Here is a 15,831-nt window from a genome sequence, read left to right as displayed (position 1 = left end):
TAAATAATAGAACCTTTTTCAATAAGGAATAATAAAATTTGAATTAATGAACATTCTTAGAGAAGATATAATAAGTGCATATAAACAATTGAAGAGTTTTCTATATCATGAAAATCTTCAAATTTGTGCTACAAAAATTGTGGATTTTGAAAGTGATTTTGAAAATAATATTGCCACAGTATTAGATTATTTGAATTCTAGCACTTCCCCAGAATGGGGCAAAAAGGATACATATTTTACTATCATTAAAAATTATGATGCAGTTAATGGAGGTTTAGTTTTTACTGATGTAAAGCAACGCTGGAATTCTGTGAAAAATAATATTAAAAATGTAAACTTTAGGATTATCTCTGATCTTTCAATTGAAACTCACCTTGTTTCCATAATTTGGATTAATAAAGTTGCTAAACAATATGAAATAAGATTGTCATCTTCATGTTATGGTACACGGTTACAAAAACAAGACGATAATAATCTGCGAGCTAAATTATTTACAAATTATTTACACGATTACAAGAATTGGCAAGTTAGTGGAATAGAGTCTATTAAGAATGAATTTAAGAATGGTAAAGGCGTTATAGCAGTTACAGCTGATATTAAAGCTTTTTATCATAATGTCGATTACAAAGTAATAAACGACCATGAATTCTATAAGAATTTATCGTCTGATATTGAGTTCACTTCCGATATGCAGGACATTTCAGATAAGGTATTTTTTTTAATAGATAGATGGAGTCAAAACGTATATTCTGAGCTTTCAAATAAAAGTAAAAGTACATATTATTTAGAGCATGTTGGACTTCCAATTGGTTTACCTCTTTCAAAAGTTTTGGCAAATCTCATCTTAAAAGAGTTTGATGATAAAATTCATGATGAACTATCACCTGTCTATTACGGGAGATACGTTGATGATTTATTTTTAGTAGTCAAAAGTAATCCAAAAATTAATAGTAGAAATATTTTTTGGGAACATTTGAAAAGTCGTCTAGATTTAAAAATTAGTGGTGACTGTGCTAATGTGGGCTTAAATCTAAAAAATGCAGGAAAGTCAGATTTTAGTTTCAATATTGATAAAGAAAAGTTTTTTTATTTGGATAGTAAGTATGGGAAAAATCTTGTAAAGGACATTGAAGAAGAGCTAAACAAAAACAGTAGTGAATGGAGATTTGTACCTGAAAATGGAGAAGCTCTTGAAAGATTGTCCGAAGAGATTTTAACAGCCTCTACGAACTCCACAGAACCAACAAATAGTTTGCGTAAATCCGATGGTATTAGTGTTAGGAGATTAAAGTTTGCACATTATATTAGTACAGTGGAATCATATGCCATTGATCATCCTTATAATTTTTGGAAAGAAGCGATTAAAAAATTGACTGAAATTGTTAACTCAATCATTATTGATCCATTTACTATAAGTGATTATATTCAATATTTACCACGATTTTTGAGATTATTGGTTTTTTCGAAAAATGAATATTTGCTTAAAAGTGTAGAGAATTCCCTAATTTGGACTTGTACAGAGTTAAAAAATTTAAAATCTGATGAAGATAATGATGGTGTATCACAACAGGCTATAAAAATGGCAGATTATATAAGTCAAATTATAAGCGAAGCAAAACTAACTGGTACAAATTTTTTTAAAGATTATGTTTCTAAGGGATTCGCTGGTGAAAGTTTATCATATTTTTTATCAGATTTACATTTTCTCCCTCTGAATTCTATATTTACTAACTATGGTTTTTTGCTCGAGCGATTTTTAAATGAAAGTAAAACAGAAAGCTCCAAGTATGAATGTGGTGATTATTCACATTTAAAGAGTGCTTTAGATTTTAAATTTGCTCAAATTATTAAAAGTAAAGATTTTCTTTTAACCAAAGCAAATGAGAAAGTAAGTAATTTTGGTTTCTTTTTTTATACGAGACCATTATCCATATTCGGAATATCACAAGCTGTTGAAAACTTTGTTATTCATAAACCCTTTTTTGAATGCTTATGTAAATTATATGATAGAGTAGTAGTATATCCTGATATTAGATCTATTAACAATGGGCATGAAATTAATATTTTGAACATTAATAAAGATAATCCAAAGGTAGCTTTGTCAAGCTATTTGTTGAATTATGATAGTTGGTTAAAAAGTGTTAGAAAATTACCTGAACCAGACGGGACCCGATGGAATAGATTATATAATTTAATGAATGAAATCTTAAAAAGTAAAACCAAATCAGATATTGTAGTTTTCCCTGAATTGTGTTTATCTGAATTTTCAGTATCTCAAATACATCGGATGATTAGACAAAGTTCAATTATTTTTATTGGTGGAATTGATTATAAATATGATAGGACGAATAAGACTGCTATTAATAGAATGGTCTATCTATTACCCGTAAAAGAAGGTAGAACGATATATCATCTCCAATTAATTCAAGAAAAAGCCATTGGTGCGATTCATGAAATGGCGGATTTAGATAGGATTGAAGGCTTAAGATTGATATGTACTAATCCTGATAAGTATATTATTCGATATAGTGGTTTTTCGTTTTCATCACTAATTTGTAATGAGTTTTTAAATATAGATTATAGGACGAAATTACGGGGGGAAGTAGACGCTCTATTTTTATTAGAATGGAATCAAGATCTTGTATATTATAATTCATTGGTAGAAGCAACTTCTAATGACTTACATACTTTTATTGTGCAAGTTAATAACTTGTGTTATGGTGATACGAGATTAAGAGGTCCATACAAAGAAGATTATGAAAGAGATGTTGCTAGAGTAAGAGGTGGTGAAGTAGATTATTTTGTCATTGCTAAACTTGAAACTCAAGCCCTTCGAGAGTTTCAAAATTATCATATTTCACCAACAAAAGCGGGAAGTAAGTTTAAACCAGTGCCAACAGGATTTGAAATATCTTATGCTCGTAAGTTAACAAAATAAATATAATCACATTGACTAAAAATAATATATGAATTTTAAATTATGGAAGAAATTATAAATTTTATAAAAGATCATCAAATGCTTTCAGGAAGTATTGGTGTTATTATGGTTGCAATCATAAGTTTTTTTATAAGTAGTAAAAGCAAGGGGGCGGTTATGCAGAAACAGAAAAATGCAAATTATTCGAAAGGATATCAGGCAGGGGGAGATATTAATATAAATGAGAAAAAATAGTTTCAATTCAATTAAAAATATGAATTTTATTAGTTTAACAGGGTTTATAAAATAGTTTTGTTGTATTTTTACTTAATAAAGTATGAGTTTAGTCGATAATTTAAACCAAGAGTCAGGAGAAAATTCTATAAATTATCAAGCGGGTAAAGATATTGTAATACATAAATATGGCTTAGAATATAAAGAGGTTAAAGATATTGTTGAGTTATTATTTGATAAAAACTTCCCGAAACTTCAAGAAGATGCTTTAAAGAAAGCTGAGGGGTATGTTCAAGATTTTTATACGGAGTTTGAAGAAAGATTAAAGGAGAAACTTGATAAAGTTGATATAGAAAAGCTGAGCGATCCTGATATTCAGGCAGATCTTAATACTGCTATAAAAAGTGCTGCGCGAAAAGGCTCTAAAGGAAATCTTGATATATTAGCTGAACTCCTATCAGAAAGATTGGAAGTTGATACTACTGAAATAGTTTCGATGATGATCTCTGAAGCGATTAAAGTCGTTCCAAATCTAAATAAAAAGCATATACAGTTTTTGACGTTTTTATTTGGGATTAAGCATTTCTGTTTTAATAGAGACACTCAGGCTCCTTCATTGGATGCTGGTAAGAGATTTCTTTTAAGAGATTTGGAGTTAGTCAAAGAAATAAATTTGACTGATATACAAGTGTTGGAATTTTATGGCTTGATAAGGTATTCAGAAATAATTATGGAGGATCTTACTTTTGAAGATATTCGTATTAAGTACGATATTTTTTCTTCTATTTCTAAAGATACATTTGAACAGTATTTGAGAAATGAATGCCCCTCTTTATATTCATATTTGGAGCTGTTCAAAAATAAGGCTGGCGCTAATATTAAGATAACTCCAGTTGGTAAATCTATTGCTATTACTTTTTTTAATAAGGTGCAAGACTATTATAAAGCTGAGCATGAAAGATTTATTTATTAGAAATTTCTATTTTGAGAACTAGAACTGCTAAGAATAGATTGATTGGATGTTTAATTAATATTATGTTCTTAATTAAAATAGTGGTTGAAACTTAAATTATTTCAGTTAAATAATTTAAAAAGAAAAGATATGAAAGACAAAATATCTTTTGACTTCGAGCGGTTCAAAAACGAATCTATGCAGGGTTTTTATGAACACAAAAGTTTAACTCCCAACGATGGTACTTTAGCGCAATTAATAACGCATTCACTGAAATCTATTTTTGATATGCTTCATACGAAATCGCGTGGCGGGCTTTAAAATTGTGTTTATCTTGATTAATGGCACACCAGACGGGGGATATTAATGCCATTATTTGAGAATATTCCCATACGCTGGAGGATATTACTACCTCTTACTATTGGCTTTCATTTATTCGTGATCAACAAATATGATCATTGATGATTGGAGAACCCAAATAAATGAATCAAATAAAAAATAATCAGTTTATACAAAAACTATAGCATTAAGAAGACAGTTCCTCGGAACCTTATTATATACAACAATATCGTTAAGGATTATGTGTAGAAGATTATGGAAAGTGCTCATGATGTAGAGACCCTATTGAAGCAAAAGACCCAGTCTCCTGGGAATTACTTAATAATTGCAAATCATACTTAGTGGTTGGACGGAGACTGAATATTTACATATAAGATCCTGGGCTTGTGAAATATTTCTCAATTGACTATTCTTGCGAAGGTCGCCAGTCCATCAGCAAATTTTATGATACCTTTGGATATGATGGGATTGAGGCGTTTTTGTGAGTGATTAAGAGGTGAAATGCGTGATTGGTTAATGAATTATGCTGAGGATGAGAGAGTTTTAATTTATCTCCTTATCTCTTTCAATTTTTTGCAGGGAAATCACTTTATTTAATATAAGTAGACACCTCCAGATTGTTAATATAGTTACAAGTAATCCCAAAATATTAAAGTAATACATGTAAACTTTAAAATTTTCAGACAAAAACAATTTTAATAAAAATCCTAAAGCTGAAATTACTAGTATAGATTTTATGCAGTTCTTTAAGTGATATACGGTTTGGTAGTAATAGTCACTTGCAAAAAAGTAGTCGAATGATGTTAGATTGTTGTTAATATCTCTTCTTTTTAAGTTTATACTAGATTTGTACGAGATTAAAATTGTTAAAATTGTTAATACAAAACCAGATAAGGTTAATGTAATATTTGTTAAATCTGTGGTAAGGCTTAATGAATCGCTTACTTTTGGGTACGAGATAATATTTTTTGCAATTAACTTATAGGCTATACATATGAAAATTAATCCAAGAGAATAATCCCAAAAAATCGGCTTTTTAAAATATTGATCCATTATACTCATAATGATAGGATAAAGTTATCAAAGTCCAATTTAATTAATTGATACCAATCCCTAGATTTTTGAATTTTACTGTAATCAATATTGATTTTTATTTCTTTTTTTCCATTCAATAGGTTAAATATTTCTTCTTTTCCATCTTTATCTTCATATTTAAAAATGAACGCTTCAAAAGCATCTATATTAAATGCCCTTCCTTGAAATCTTCGTAGCATTTCTCTACACATGTTATTTGCACTAGTATTTAATGCTTTACTTTTTGAACCTGGAGATTGAAAATATGCTTCAAGACGTATAAATTTTGGTTGTAATACGTTCCCAAGATTATTAATTCCTGAATAATATTTATTTAAAACATCTCTATCTAGTTGTAGAAGGTTTTTTGGTTGAACTTTAATTTCAATATTTAAAACGTTTTTTAAATTATTCAAAGTCTCATCAATTGGCGCCTCTAGATATGCATTCACTTCTGTCGCTTTACTTTGTCTTAAAACTTTATGTGCAACATTTCTGAAATAATATTCTATATCAGTCATTCTAGGTCCGTAATGATTATATTCACAGCAAATTAAGGCATAATTCTTACTATAATCAATAAAGAAGTGGGTTTCTTCTGCGATACTACCTAAATCGGTAATAGGAACGAGTTTATAATCTTCTTTAGGCTTTATTAATGGTTCCCTTCCTTTGCGAAGCAAAGCAATTGAGCACCTTATTCTTTTTTCTTTAGGAATGATAATGGCTCTGTTTATGTAAAGCTCTCTTGAACTATTTTGTCTTTCTTCGTGTCTATCTATTAAATGCCCTTCTTTGTCTTGTAATAATTTCCTTGAAATGTAGGTGATGACGTTGTTTAAAATATCATTTGACCTTAGATTGCTTTCAAATGATTTTAAAGGAGTAAATTTTATTGAAAAAAATTGAAAAGTTACCTCCGTTAAGTTTTCAGTGCTCATTATAATTCCTTTTAGCGTAAATGATTGATAATATTTACAAATATTATTAATATAATTGGTTTATTTACTTGTCAATTTGTTGGTTTAAAAACCAATATCAGAATCGTTAATTTCGATCTTGGTTCTATTCTTAAAGCAATAATCAATAAATGTTGCTCATTTGGTGATAGATTATAAAATATTTTATAAATGATGTTGAAAATTAAGTTATTTTACTAATGTTTCAAGCAATTCAATAATTTTATTTGCATTGTCAATATACGTTTGCTTTTCATTCTTGCCCAATTCATAACCTTCGTGTAAAATTCTATTTCTTACACTTAATAATTCACGAGTCTCCAAATATAATTCATCGCTTTTAAGTTCAAGCGATAGAAACTTTAAAATATCGTTTATTGATCTAGACTCATTAAGTGTATATCCTTTTTTTGACATTAAGGCACTGGCTAGTTTCTCAATTATTTGCCATCTTTTAATAATTTCAAAGTCATTAGAATAACTTTTTAAAGCTACTTCTTTATCAATTTGTATTTGTTCTTGTCTCCTATTAATAAATTGATTATAGGCAAATCCAACAAATACTGTGACTATACCAGTAAAAGAAATTATAAGTCCTAAGTTCTTTTCTAGAATGAATTCTTGATTTTGATATAAGTATATGAAAATTCCAATGAGTGCATAAAGAGCTCCTGTTAAAGATGTAATTGTCATTAACTTTTTTCGTCTATCATCAGCTTTATCTCTATCCAACTTGGCCTTAAATAAACTTTCTTTAGCTTCCAGTATATCCCTTAATGATATTTCTCTATCAGCTGTTTGTCCGATCTGGGCAATAGAATTAGCCTTACAAATCATTAGATCTTCAAGTTCAGTCATTGTTTCCTTCAATGCTTCTTTTGCAGAAGGGGTTAATTTATTTTCATATATTTTGAGCTTATCCATTATGTTCGGAGTTAAAGGTTAAATAAACTGCTGTAGCAACAGCGATAAATAAAGTCAAGACGAACCAAATTACATGACTAGTTTCTTTAAACTTATCTACATCTAATAGACTACCAGTTATTAATGAAGATATAAATGCAGTAATTTGAATTATTTTTATCCACCAATTTTTTTTCTTTTTTGATGGAAATCTTTTAGAATATGTGGTGGCCTCATTTATTATCGCTGCTGTAATTTCTGTACTAGTGCCGTCATTTCTACTAGCTTCAATTCGGGTTGCTTCATCAATTATATCCTCTGTCCATTGTTTGCAATGTCGAGTCAATTCATTCCTCCCGTTAGGATTAAGGTCTGTTACTTTTTCATCTGGTATTTCAAATTCAATTCTCATGAATATAATTTAATTATAGTATATAGCCATACTGTTTTAGTTCCAAATCCACAATGGTTTAAATTCAGTTTTGACTTCCATTGTCACATTTTCTTCTGAAGAGCATGCTGTGTGCTCTCTTCGTCATTAATGCAGATAATGATGAGTTTTTCCAAATGTAGAAATACTACTAAGGTGAAGTCGTTTTTTAACTAAGAAAGACATCTTCTTTAAGTATAAGATATTGTTCTATGGCCAATTCTATACTTTTTATGATATCCTCAACATATCCATCCGTTTTTTCGTGTCGATGGTGTGGATGAAATCTATAAAGACCTACATATTTGTTTTTCCAATTAATACTTTTCTCGAAAAAGTTCCAATAAGTAATCACACCAAAATAGGAGTTAGGATAATGCTCTTTAATCTTTTCTTCTCTTTCTTGAAGATGTATCATTATATTTTTGCCTTTCCAACCGTCGTTGACTTTTAATTCGATCACTGCCAGAACTTCTTCATAATTCTTTGTCCAGATCGAAATATCTGGTCTCATGGAATTACCTTTTTTTAAAATACTTTTTTCAGAAGTAACAACCACATTGTATTTCTGCTCAAAATAGGTTTTGAGAAATAACAAACATGTTTCTGTAAAAAAATCAGAGCCTCCAGTGTTGATCTTACGATCTAAAATATGTTTAGCATTATAAACATGAAAATCCCAAAAAGCAGACATTCTATCATGAATTGCTTGGGTAATCTCTAAGTTGTCGAGATTAAATTTATATTTTCTGCATTCATTGAATACATTTTTTTGAATTTCTATAAGTTTTCGATAATGTTCTATAAATTCATTATCAATAGTTTTCAAATCATTTTTCATGAAAATAAGATTACTAATACTTGAAAAAAGCGAATTGATTTTTTCAAGATAAAATCCAAAATATAATATGTGTAAATAGGAAGATCAAAAAGTTATAATTCTAATTTAACTTTTTCCCTTGTTAATAATTGCATTATCTAAGATATGCAGATCTTTTGTGAAAAACAAAGTTAGCTTTGATTATATGTATTTGTTTTTTAATTTTTTATTAATATACAAAAGTATTAGAAAATTAAAGGAAATATTTACGGAAAACCGTATCTCTTAGTACTCTGACTGAAATATTATTAAAAAAAAATATTAAAACTAAAATTTATAGCAAATAAAAACTAACATATTTAGTTTTATTATTTATCTTTGGATATTGAATAAGGGTGGACACGCTTCAAGATAACCGGTTGCTCAACATTCTTGCGTGTTCATCCTGTTCAATATTGATTTAAAGCAGGGATGGGTTCTGTGAGTTTGCTTTATAGTAAAGGAACTTACGATCGAAATGTCAACCCTGTTGGAAAAAAGTGGAAATTATAAATACTAATTGCGATGAATGTACCATTGACAACAGAGATCTTGAAGGACTTAAAGCATAAGGGATACAATATCCTGAAGTCTGACAATAGTGTGGATGATGTTATACAGCATTTTGTTCCGACCAAGGTAAACGACCTATGGGCGTTTATGAGTGAATTTAAGGAGGAGTCTTTTACAGTCTTGATCGAGAAGATCCTGGATGTGTCAGAGGAAGTGCTAGAAGGAAAATTCTTAAGGATTTTCTGATTGATCTTTAAATTTTTAACAACTCTACAGATGAATTTAAAGCAAATACACCAAGAATATATACTCAATCATCCTGCAGCTGTGAAAACAGGTAAAAGCAGAGCGCAGCTAACTTATAGACAGATTGCCGGTATCCGAGAGTCTGCCTTTACTATTTCTCAGCTATTTACCATAGCAGATGGGGAAGAGATTATTAATGCAGGGTTTGCTCGTTGGCCAGATATGATAATAAGGGAGTTGGAACTTCTCAAGAAGAGAATGATTGATTAATTTGTAGTTGCACGAATATTTTTTTCAAAAATATATCTTAACAGCACGTTGAGTCAATATGTTAGTTGGTAGCAATTAATTTAATAGGTTCTAAAATAAGTGTTTATTTTAAAACTCTATTAAATACATTTCACATTAGTTTTTATAAAAATTAAAATCAACTGATAATAAGTTGCTTTCGCAAAGTGTTTGTCCGAAAGGGAGGGATTTGAACTTACCCTCTTAATTCACAATATACCTATATTTTAACCACTATTCATTTAGGCTCCCATGATTCTGCCATAAGATTATTCAATTAATAATCGACAGAAAGAAATCTCAAAAGTTTACCTTTAACAATTTGACAAAGAGCAATACAATTCTTATAATTATTGAGAAATATACCGAAAATTATTTTTTCATAGTCTTCAATAAGAACAAATGTCTTATTTCTGGATTTAGGCATGGATTGTTGAAAGGCAAATATAGAGTGTATACCGTGTTTATCCCGGAGTTTAGGGAAGTATTTAAGTAAAGTGATCGTTTGTGAAATTAAGCCACTTTAAAAGGACTTATTCACGAAAGTTTTTAGATACATTGAGAGGTCTTTATTTTGTTATAAAAATCTTCCAAAACAGAAATGGATTGCTTAAGGCTCCATTGTTAATTGTATTATAAATTTTAATTTATTAGCTGATTCAAATTGATATCCATCTGCTTTAAGAAGAGTTTTTTCAATTAGATCCGATAATACTTTTTTTAGTTATTGATCTCCTTAGCACTGAAAGGAAAGGTTAAATTTTTTTAACGTATTCTCGTAAAAAAGAATTATTTTGCAATTACCATAGTATTAATATTTTTTCCGATCCCTATTAAAAGAAACTTTGATGAATAAAATTGACTGGAATACCTTTAAGGTAAAGAATGAGAATTTTACGAAATCTTTTGAAGAATTATGCTATCAGCTTTTTTGCAGAAAACATAAATTTCAAGATGGAATTCCTGCCGATTTTAATCAAGCTGGTCTTGAAACCAATCCTAAGAAATCAACTACTGTCAATATGATGGTAGGATTTCAATCAAAATTCTTTGAAAAAGGGACTGATTACAGTCAAATAAAAAGATCTATTGAAAAAGCACTCAAAACATTCGGAAACGATCTAGATGAAATCACAATATTTTTAAACTCTAACGCCAAAATAACATCAGATGGCGCAAAAGAAATAGTTTCCATTGCAAAAGTCCATAAGGTTAAAATTCAATGGTTTACCGAAAGCCAATTTCAGATAGCCTTAAATCAGCCCTGCAACTTGGACCTCGCCCAATTATATTTTGGCTTTGGAGACGAAAATAATTTTATAAACAGCAACATTTCAACTGCGGATTTAAGCTTTTTACAATCCGGAGGGTTTCTGCCCTTACCAATTGTCAAGCTTCCGGGCAGGGAATCAGCGGAATTAAATCTTAAGGCTAAACTCTCAATACTGACGGGCAATCCCGGTTCAGGAAAGAGTGTAGTGGTAAAAAATCTTTTTTGTAGCTACGCAAAATTGTTCGGAAAAAAAACTGTCTTTGATAAGAACAAAATATTGCCCATGCTGATCAATCTAAAGGACTGCTATTCCGATAGTCTGGAGAATCTAATCCGAGAGCGGCAAAAAGACTATGGTGTCCAAAATAAAAACATCAAATTTGTCTATATACTGGATGGCCTCGACGAGCTTAATGATCTTCATTGCGAGCTTTCTCTCCGGACGGTAAAAAGGCTTTCTGAAGCATCGAATACTGATAAAATTATTATATCTTGTCGAAGAGGAAGCCTTAATAAAGTAACCATTCATGAATATTTTGATTCCTACGACAGCTATGATATCAATGAGCTGGTCTTTAAGGATATGGAGTGTTATTTTTACCAGAAAGGGAATAAAGAAAAAGCAGATCACCTTCTTAAGTTGCAACAGGTCAACAGCCTGCTCATCGAAGAAATCACTGACATTTTCCTTGTTAAACTATTATGGGATACCATATATGAACTGTCAGAAGACACGACAATCATTGATCTTTTGGAGGTTAAAATAAATGGGCTTTTAAAGGAAACCTGCCACCGAAACAATCTTATCGATCTTAATCTACTGATCCCAAAGGAAAAGGCGATCATCAGAATCAATGAGAAATTATCCTATATTTTTTCAAAAAAATATCAATATAGATTTAAACACTCAGCGATAAGCAAATTTCTTTGCAGAGAATTTCCACAGCTGGATTATGAAGAAATTAACAAGATAGCGGGATATAATTTAAATACCTTTTTCGATAAAAGCGTTGGTGAGCAGAATAATAATACATATATATACCAACACAGAAGATATCAAGAATACTTTTTTGCAAGAAGATTAAAGAAAAAATTTGAAAAAGATATAGGAATTATCCGCAAAACAGGAGTAATTCTAAGTGCTGATTTCTTCGATGATATCTTTATGAAATACTTAAGTAAAGAGTATAAAAAAAACAACGATATTCCTTCACTTGCTTTACTCTCAAGCATTAAGTATTATCAGAAAAGCGGAGATCATTGGTACATAAATGATTCAGCTTACTTTATCGACACGTTAGCTTGCCAGAGAGAGAAAACGCTGGAATTTTTACTCAATGATGATGTGTTGGAAACGAGCCAATATATTTATTCAACCTATGAAAATGCTCTGAAGTTCTATGAAAAAGGAAAAGAATCTGCTGCACATTCAGTGATTGCACATTGCAGCGAGGAAATGTTTGAATTTGACAATACTTCAGATATGAAAGATCTAGAGGGGCAGTTGTACTATAAATTTAAGATTCTTAAAGATGTAAGAGCTCCTTATGACTCCGATTTTTTAAAAGAATATCGTAAATTTTATAAGAATTTTTATGATACAGAAAATTCGATTCTCGACAGCAAATCGCCCCAAGAATTTATAATCAAATGTTATTTTAAGATCGGTTTAAAACATTTTAAAAAAGAAATGGCTGCTTTAATTGAAGCGTTAAAGGAGCGGGAATTTTGTGTTTTTTTGGATTTATTATCGACATTAGAATTCTTACCTTTCTTTTTTGCCAGTACGGAATTGCAGGAATCAATTAAGGAAAAACTGAAAAAATATAGAAAGCGTGCAGAGAGTAGCAATATAGCTGTCTTCTTTTTTAGAAAGCTCCTGAATATAAACGTATCTGCAGCACAGATCCTGAGCATATTAAATATTCTTCGTCCCAGACAAGCCCATGTTCGCGAGTTTAGTTTTAACAGGCAAATCCATCCGATTGCCCTTTCTTATGTAATTGCTGGTGAAGAGATTTTTTTAGAAAACAGAAATGTGGAGACAGATCACACCTCTGCTGATGATATAATTAAATACTGTGTTCTTTATCATATGTACTGTGAGAGTTTTTCAGGACAAACTTCTTTTGCTAAAGACCTAGTTTATTATGAGAAAAGGTTTAAAAAGTGGAATGAAGCCAGACCAAGAATAAAATTAAACCTAACAAAACTGTGGGCGTATTTATTTTACAACTTAAATGGGACCAGATCCGAGTATCTTCAGCTAAAAAAAATATTGACATTTGATTTTGATGCGTTCGTATTTCTGAACAATCTTAATACAATCGATGGTGAAAGATTTCATAAAGTTATAACCCAGGCGGAAATATTGCCTTATGAAAATTCTTTAAAAGAATGGAAGGACGATTATTCGGAATTTGTTGACAGGTGCTTTATGCTTAGTAGTATGTACTCACAATTCAATGGAGAAAAATCTATACATTATATCAAAGAAGCCTTTATCAATAGTAAACTTAGGCATGGTTGGAGGAAAGATATTTTTATTTCAGAATTCTTAAATGACGCTTTTGGGCAGATTCTAGCTAAGAACTGGCTGACAAAAAAGGAGGTTAAAGCCTATGCCCGATCGATATTTTCCCTGAATATAAGGATTTTCGAAATTACAGATCGTGATCATACCCGGTATGGTGTCCTAAATTTTTTGGAAGCCTTAAGCCCATATGATCTAAAACTTGCGCATGAATATCTAAAGGAATTTAAAGAAATGAGACTTGAGAGCCATATTGTGAATCTGTCTGTGGTATCATTATTGGTAGAAGATATAAAAAATAATGCTCTTCCCTATGAAAAAGTATCGCATATAATCAACGGCTGGCAGTTTCTTGAAAAAGAATATCATCAAGCACGATTCAGGGTTTTAATGGAAGTCCTGGGTAGTGATTTTTATGAAGATCAGGCCAAGATATCTTCATTTAATAAAGCGTATGAAATTGTAGATTCGGTTCAAGGTAAATTTTCCTATCATAAGGAAATAATAGGTAATTATTATTCCCTGTATGACCGCTACTGCCAGATGAATGGACAAAAAAATATACTCAGTACTGAAAAAGAAAGCTATGGTGAACATAATGAGATTAGTCAAAGTGATTTTTCAAAAAGGATAGATTATATTACGAATAAAAAGGAACTTAAGGATTTATATGATTTTTATAGTAACTACAACAATAGAATAGAAATAGTAAATAAGGATATTTGGGAAAAATGGATTGACAAAACATTAGCGATTGAAGGAAATATTAATCTTTTTATTGAATTGACAAAGAAACAGGAATTCTTAAAAACAGGTTTTTGGGGAATTCTTAATTCTGATTATTTTTATCTTGGAGTAGCATACAGTCTTGAAAATCCCAACACCAAGGAAGCTATGGAAGACTTTTTGAACAATAATGGAGGGTATGCATCATTTTATAAAATGACTTATGTGTATTGTGCTATGAATGAAAAAGATAACGCGCTGGACTTATTTAAGAAATTTTATCAGTTTTGCCAGTTTTTAGTGACCTGATATTGAAGTAAAATGCCTAAACGATAAATAAATTAATAACCTACAAGATTATGTACTTGTAGATTTTGATTGTTGAGAAAATTTTCCCAGTACAAAGGATGAAGCACATGTATTTGGAAAAAATAGCAAAATAATAATACTCTTGGCAACTGATGGAATGACGTTATAGCTAAAAATCATAAAATGGCTTTCTTTATAGATCCTATTCAAATTATATTAATTTCTTTTATATTTAATACTTAAATTGGCCTATATTTCCTTTATGAGAATTTTGTTTCAATTTGTACTGCTTTCTACAATTATTGAAAGGTTAACATAAAATATAAATAAGTCTATATTAAACAAGTGATGAGCAATTCAGATATTATATCATTTTTTTCTTTATTATTTTCAATTATGGCAGTGATTTTTTCTGTATTCGTATACTTAAAAGACCAGAAGAGAAATAATCAAGATCAATTATTTCAAGAAAAATTAAATTCGTATAAAGAATTGATGCACATTGTTAAAAGTACCCATGCAAAGTTCTTTGATGTTGTTGATTATGTTCAATTTTATAAAGGTGATAAAAATCAATGGAAAAAAAAATTTTTAAAATATTCAGGTGCATATTATGGCCAGGCATATGAATTTAAATATTGTCTTTCTAAAAATTCATTTATTCTTCAGGAAAATATACTTAATAAATTGCAAGAATTAGAATTCTCTTTAATTCATTTTGTCACATCATCAGCTCATCAAGATAGCGAAATAACCTTTAATGCTTATGATCATATTGGTTATCAAATTGAAGAAATTGAGAAATTAATTAAATTAGACCTGAATATCAATAATTTAAATATAGGTCTAGAAAAAAGAATTAGATGAACAAAGTCCGAAAAGCCTTTAAAGCACTTAATAAAGGATTTACTAATAATAGAATAGAAGGAATAGGACTGATAATAATTCTGTTTTCATTCTTTATTCAAATTATAGAAGAAGATTTAAGGAATCAGAAACATGAAGCCGAAATTTATAATATGCATAAAAAACTGGATGCAATTTGGCATGTATATTCAAAGGATTTCTCTTCAAGAAATCCTGAATATGGTGTTTCATCGACCATAGATTTCAAACATTACGATAAAGATTGGAAGATTTACTCTGAAAATCGTAAAGAAATTAAGGTTTGGAATGAGGTAGTAGATGAATCAGGAAAATACAAAATGATTTTATTTATAATAGGCAGTATTTTGATTGTAATTCCAAAATTTAGGGATAAATAATAATAAGATAT

Annotated in this window: 13 protein-coding genes; 9 read left to right on the top strand and 4 right to left on the bottom strand. The window is 29.9% G+C overall.

Going from position 1 to position 15,831, the window contains the following annotated elements:
* Positions 1–46 precede the first annotated feature (46 nt).
* The 4 genes from ACFS6I_RS12065 (at position 47) to ACFS6I_RS12050 (ending at position 4,424) form a co-directional block, all read left to right on the top strand.
* Complete coding sequence (locus ACFS6I_RS12065) at positions 47–2,938, top strand: RNA-directed DNA polymerase (protein WP_380920840.1); 2,892 nt, start codon at positions 47–49, stop codon at positions 2,936–2,938.
* 42 nt (positions 2,939–2,980) lie between these two features.
* The gene (locus ACFS6I_RS12060) at positions 2,981–3,172 is read left to right on the top strand and encodes a hypothetical protein (RefSeq protein WP_380920838.1); all 192 of its coding nucleotides are present in this window, start codon (positions 2,981–2,983) and stop codon (positions 3,170–3,172) included.
* 82 nt (positions 3,173–3,254) lie between these two features.
* Entirely contained in the window at positions 3,255–4,124 is an 870-nt protein-coding gene (locus ACFS6I_RS12055) for an LPO_1073/Vpar_1526 family protein (protein WP_380920836.1), read from the top strand.
* A gap of 129 nt (positions 4,125–4,253) precedes the next feature.
* Positions 4,254–4,424 carry a hypothetical protein gene (locus ACFS6I_RS12050; RefSeq protein WP_380920834.1) on the top strand — a complete coding sequence of 57 codons (171 nt, stop codon included), beginning with the start codon at positions 4,254–4,256 and terminating at the stop codon, positions 4,422–4,424.
* A 1,076-nt stretch (positions 4,425–5,500) separates the two neighbouring features.
* On the opposite strand, the gene ACFS6I_RS12045 is transcribed toward ACFS6I_RS12050, so the two are convergent.
* From ACFS6I_RS12045 to ACFS6I_RS12030, 4 genes are all read right to left on the bottom strand, one after another.
* The gene (locus tag ACFS6I_RS12045) at positions 5,501–6,457 is read right to left on the bottom strand and encodes a hypothetical protein (RefSeq protein ID WP_380920832.1); all 957 of its coding nucleotides are present in this window, start codon (positions 6,455–6,457) and stop codon (positions 5,501–5,503) included.
* Between the two features lie 207 nt (positions 6,458–6,664).
* The gene (locus ACFS6I_RS12040) at positions 6,665–7,399 is read right to left on the bottom strand and encodes a hypothetical protein (protein WP_380920830.1); all 735 of its coding nucleotides are present in this window, start codon (positions 7,397–7,399) and stop codon (positions 6,665–6,667) included.
* The gene (locus ACFS6I_RS12035; protein WP_380920828.1) at positions 7,392–7,790 is read right to left on the bottom strand and encodes a hypothetical protein; all 399 of its coding nucleotides are present in this window, start codon (positions 7,788–7,790) and stop codon (positions 7,392–7,394) included. The genes ACFS6I_RS12040 and ACFS6I_RS12035 overlap by 8 nt, the downstream gene beginning before the upstream one ends.
* A gap of 187 nt (positions 7,791–7,977) precedes the next feature.
* The gene (locus tag ACFS6I_RS12030; protein ID WP_380920826.1) at positions 7,978–8,649 is read right to left on the bottom strand and encodes a hypothetical protein; all 672 of its coding nucleotides are present in this window, start codon (positions 8,647–8,649) and stop codon (positions 7,978–7,980) included.
* A gap of 543 nt (positions 8,650–9,192) precedes the next feature.
* On the opposite strand from ACFS6I_RS12030, the gene ACFS6I_RS12025 reads away from it, so the two are divergent.
* The 5 genes from ACFS6I_RS12025 (at position 9,193) to ACFS6I_RS12005 (ending at position 15,820) form a co-directional block, all read left to right on the top strand.
* Complete coding sequence (locus tag ACFS6I_RS12025) at positions 9,193–9,426, top strand: hypothetical protein (protein ID WP_380920825.1); 234 nt, start codon at positions 9,193–9,195, stop codon at positions 9,424–9,426.
* 30 nt (positions 9,427–9,456) lie between these two features.
* Positions 9,457–9,696, top strand: a complete 240-nt coding sequence (locus ACFS6I_RS12020) for a hypothetical protein (RefSeq protein WP_380920823.1) — start codon at positions 9,457–9,459, stop codon at positions 9,694–9,696.
* Positions 9,697–10,562: 866 nt separating this feature from the next.
* Complete coding sequence (locus ACFS6I_RS12015) at positions 10,563–14,555, top strand: NACHT domain-containing protein (RefSeq protein WP_380920821.1); 3,993 nt, start codon at positions 10,563–10,565, stop codon at positions 14,553–14,555.
* Between the two features lie 348 nt (positions 14,556–14,903).
* A complete protein-coding gene (locus ACFS6I_RS12010; RefSeq protein ID WP_380920819.1) occupies positions 14,904–15,422 on the top strand; it encodes a hypothetical protein in 519 nt (172 codons plus the stop codon).
* The gene (locus tag ACFS6I_RS12005) at positions 15,419–15,820 is read left to right on the top strand and encodes a hypothetical protein (protein ID WP_380920817.1); all 402 of its coding nucleotides are present in this window, start codon (positions 15,419–15,421) and stop codon (positions 15,818–15,820) included. The genes ACFS6I_RS12010 and ACFS6I_RS12005 overlap by 4 nt, the downstream gene beginning before the upstream one ends.
* Positions 15,821–15,831 lie beyond the last annotated feature (11 nt).

This window comes from Sphingobacterium anhuiense, from assembly GCF_042686355.1.
GTDB classification, from domain to species: Bacteria; Bacteroidota; Bacteroidia; order Sphingobacteriales; family Sphingobacteriaceae; genus Sphingobacterium; species Sphingobacterium anhuiense.
The sequence above is the reverse complement of the archived record's forward strand: the minus strand, read 5'-3'. Positions and strand labels throughout refer to the sequence as shown.

Bases quoted from the DNA above. Each gene is read 5' to 3' on its own strand.
- ACFS6I_RS12065 (WP_380920840.1), top strand. From the start codon at position 47: ATGAACATTCTTAGAGAAGATATAATAAGTGCATATAAACAATTGAAG.
- ACFS6I_RS12060 (WP_380920838.1), top strand. From the start codon at position 2,981: ATGGAAGAAATTATAAATTTTATAAAAGATCATCAAATGCTTTCAGGA.
- ACFS6I_RS12055 (WP_380920836.1), top strand. From the start codon at position 3,255: ATGAGTTTAGTCGATAATTTAAACCAAGAGTCAGGAGAAAATTCTATA.
- ACFS6I_RS12050 (WP_380920834.1), top strand. From the start codon at position 4,254: ATGAAAGACAAAATATCTTTTGACTTCGAGCGGTTCAAAAACGAATCT.
- ACFS6I_RS12045 (WP_380920832.1), bottom strand. From the start codon at position 6,457: ATGAGCACTGAAAACTTAACGGAGGTAACTTTTCAATTTTTTTCAATA.
- ACFS6I_RS12040 (WP_380920830.1), bottom strand. From the start codon at position 7,399: ATGGATAAGCTCAAAATATATGAAAATAAATTAACCCCTTCTGCAAAA.
- ACFS6I_RS12035 (WP_380920828.1), bottom strand. From the start codon at position 7,790: ATGAGAATTGAATTTGAAATACCAGATGAAAAAGTAACAGACCTTAAT.
- ACFS6I_RS12030 (WP_380920826.1), bottom strand. From the start codon at position 8,649: ATGAAAAATGATTTGAAAACTATTGATAATGAATTTATAGAACATTAT.
- ACFS6I_RS12025 (WP_380920825.1), top strand. From the start codon at position 9,193: ATGAATGTACCATTGACAACAGAGATCTTGAAGGACTTAAAGCATAAG.
- ACFS6I_RS12020 (WP_380920823.1), top strand. From the start codon at position 9,457: ATGAATTTAAAGCAAATACACCAAGAATATATACTCAATCATCCTGCA.
- ACFS6I_RS12015 (WP_380920821.1), top strand. From the start codon at position 10,563: ATGAATAAAATTGACTGGAATACCTTTAAGGTAAAGAATGAGAATTTT.
- ACFS6I_RS12010 (WP_380920819.1), top strand. From the start codon at position 14,904: ATGAGCAATTCAGATATTATATCATTTTTTTCTTTATTATTTTCAATT.
- ACFS6I_RS12005 (WP_380920817.1), top strand. From the start codon at position 15,419: ATGAACAAAGTCCGAAAAGCCTTTAAAGCACTTAATAAAGGATTTACT.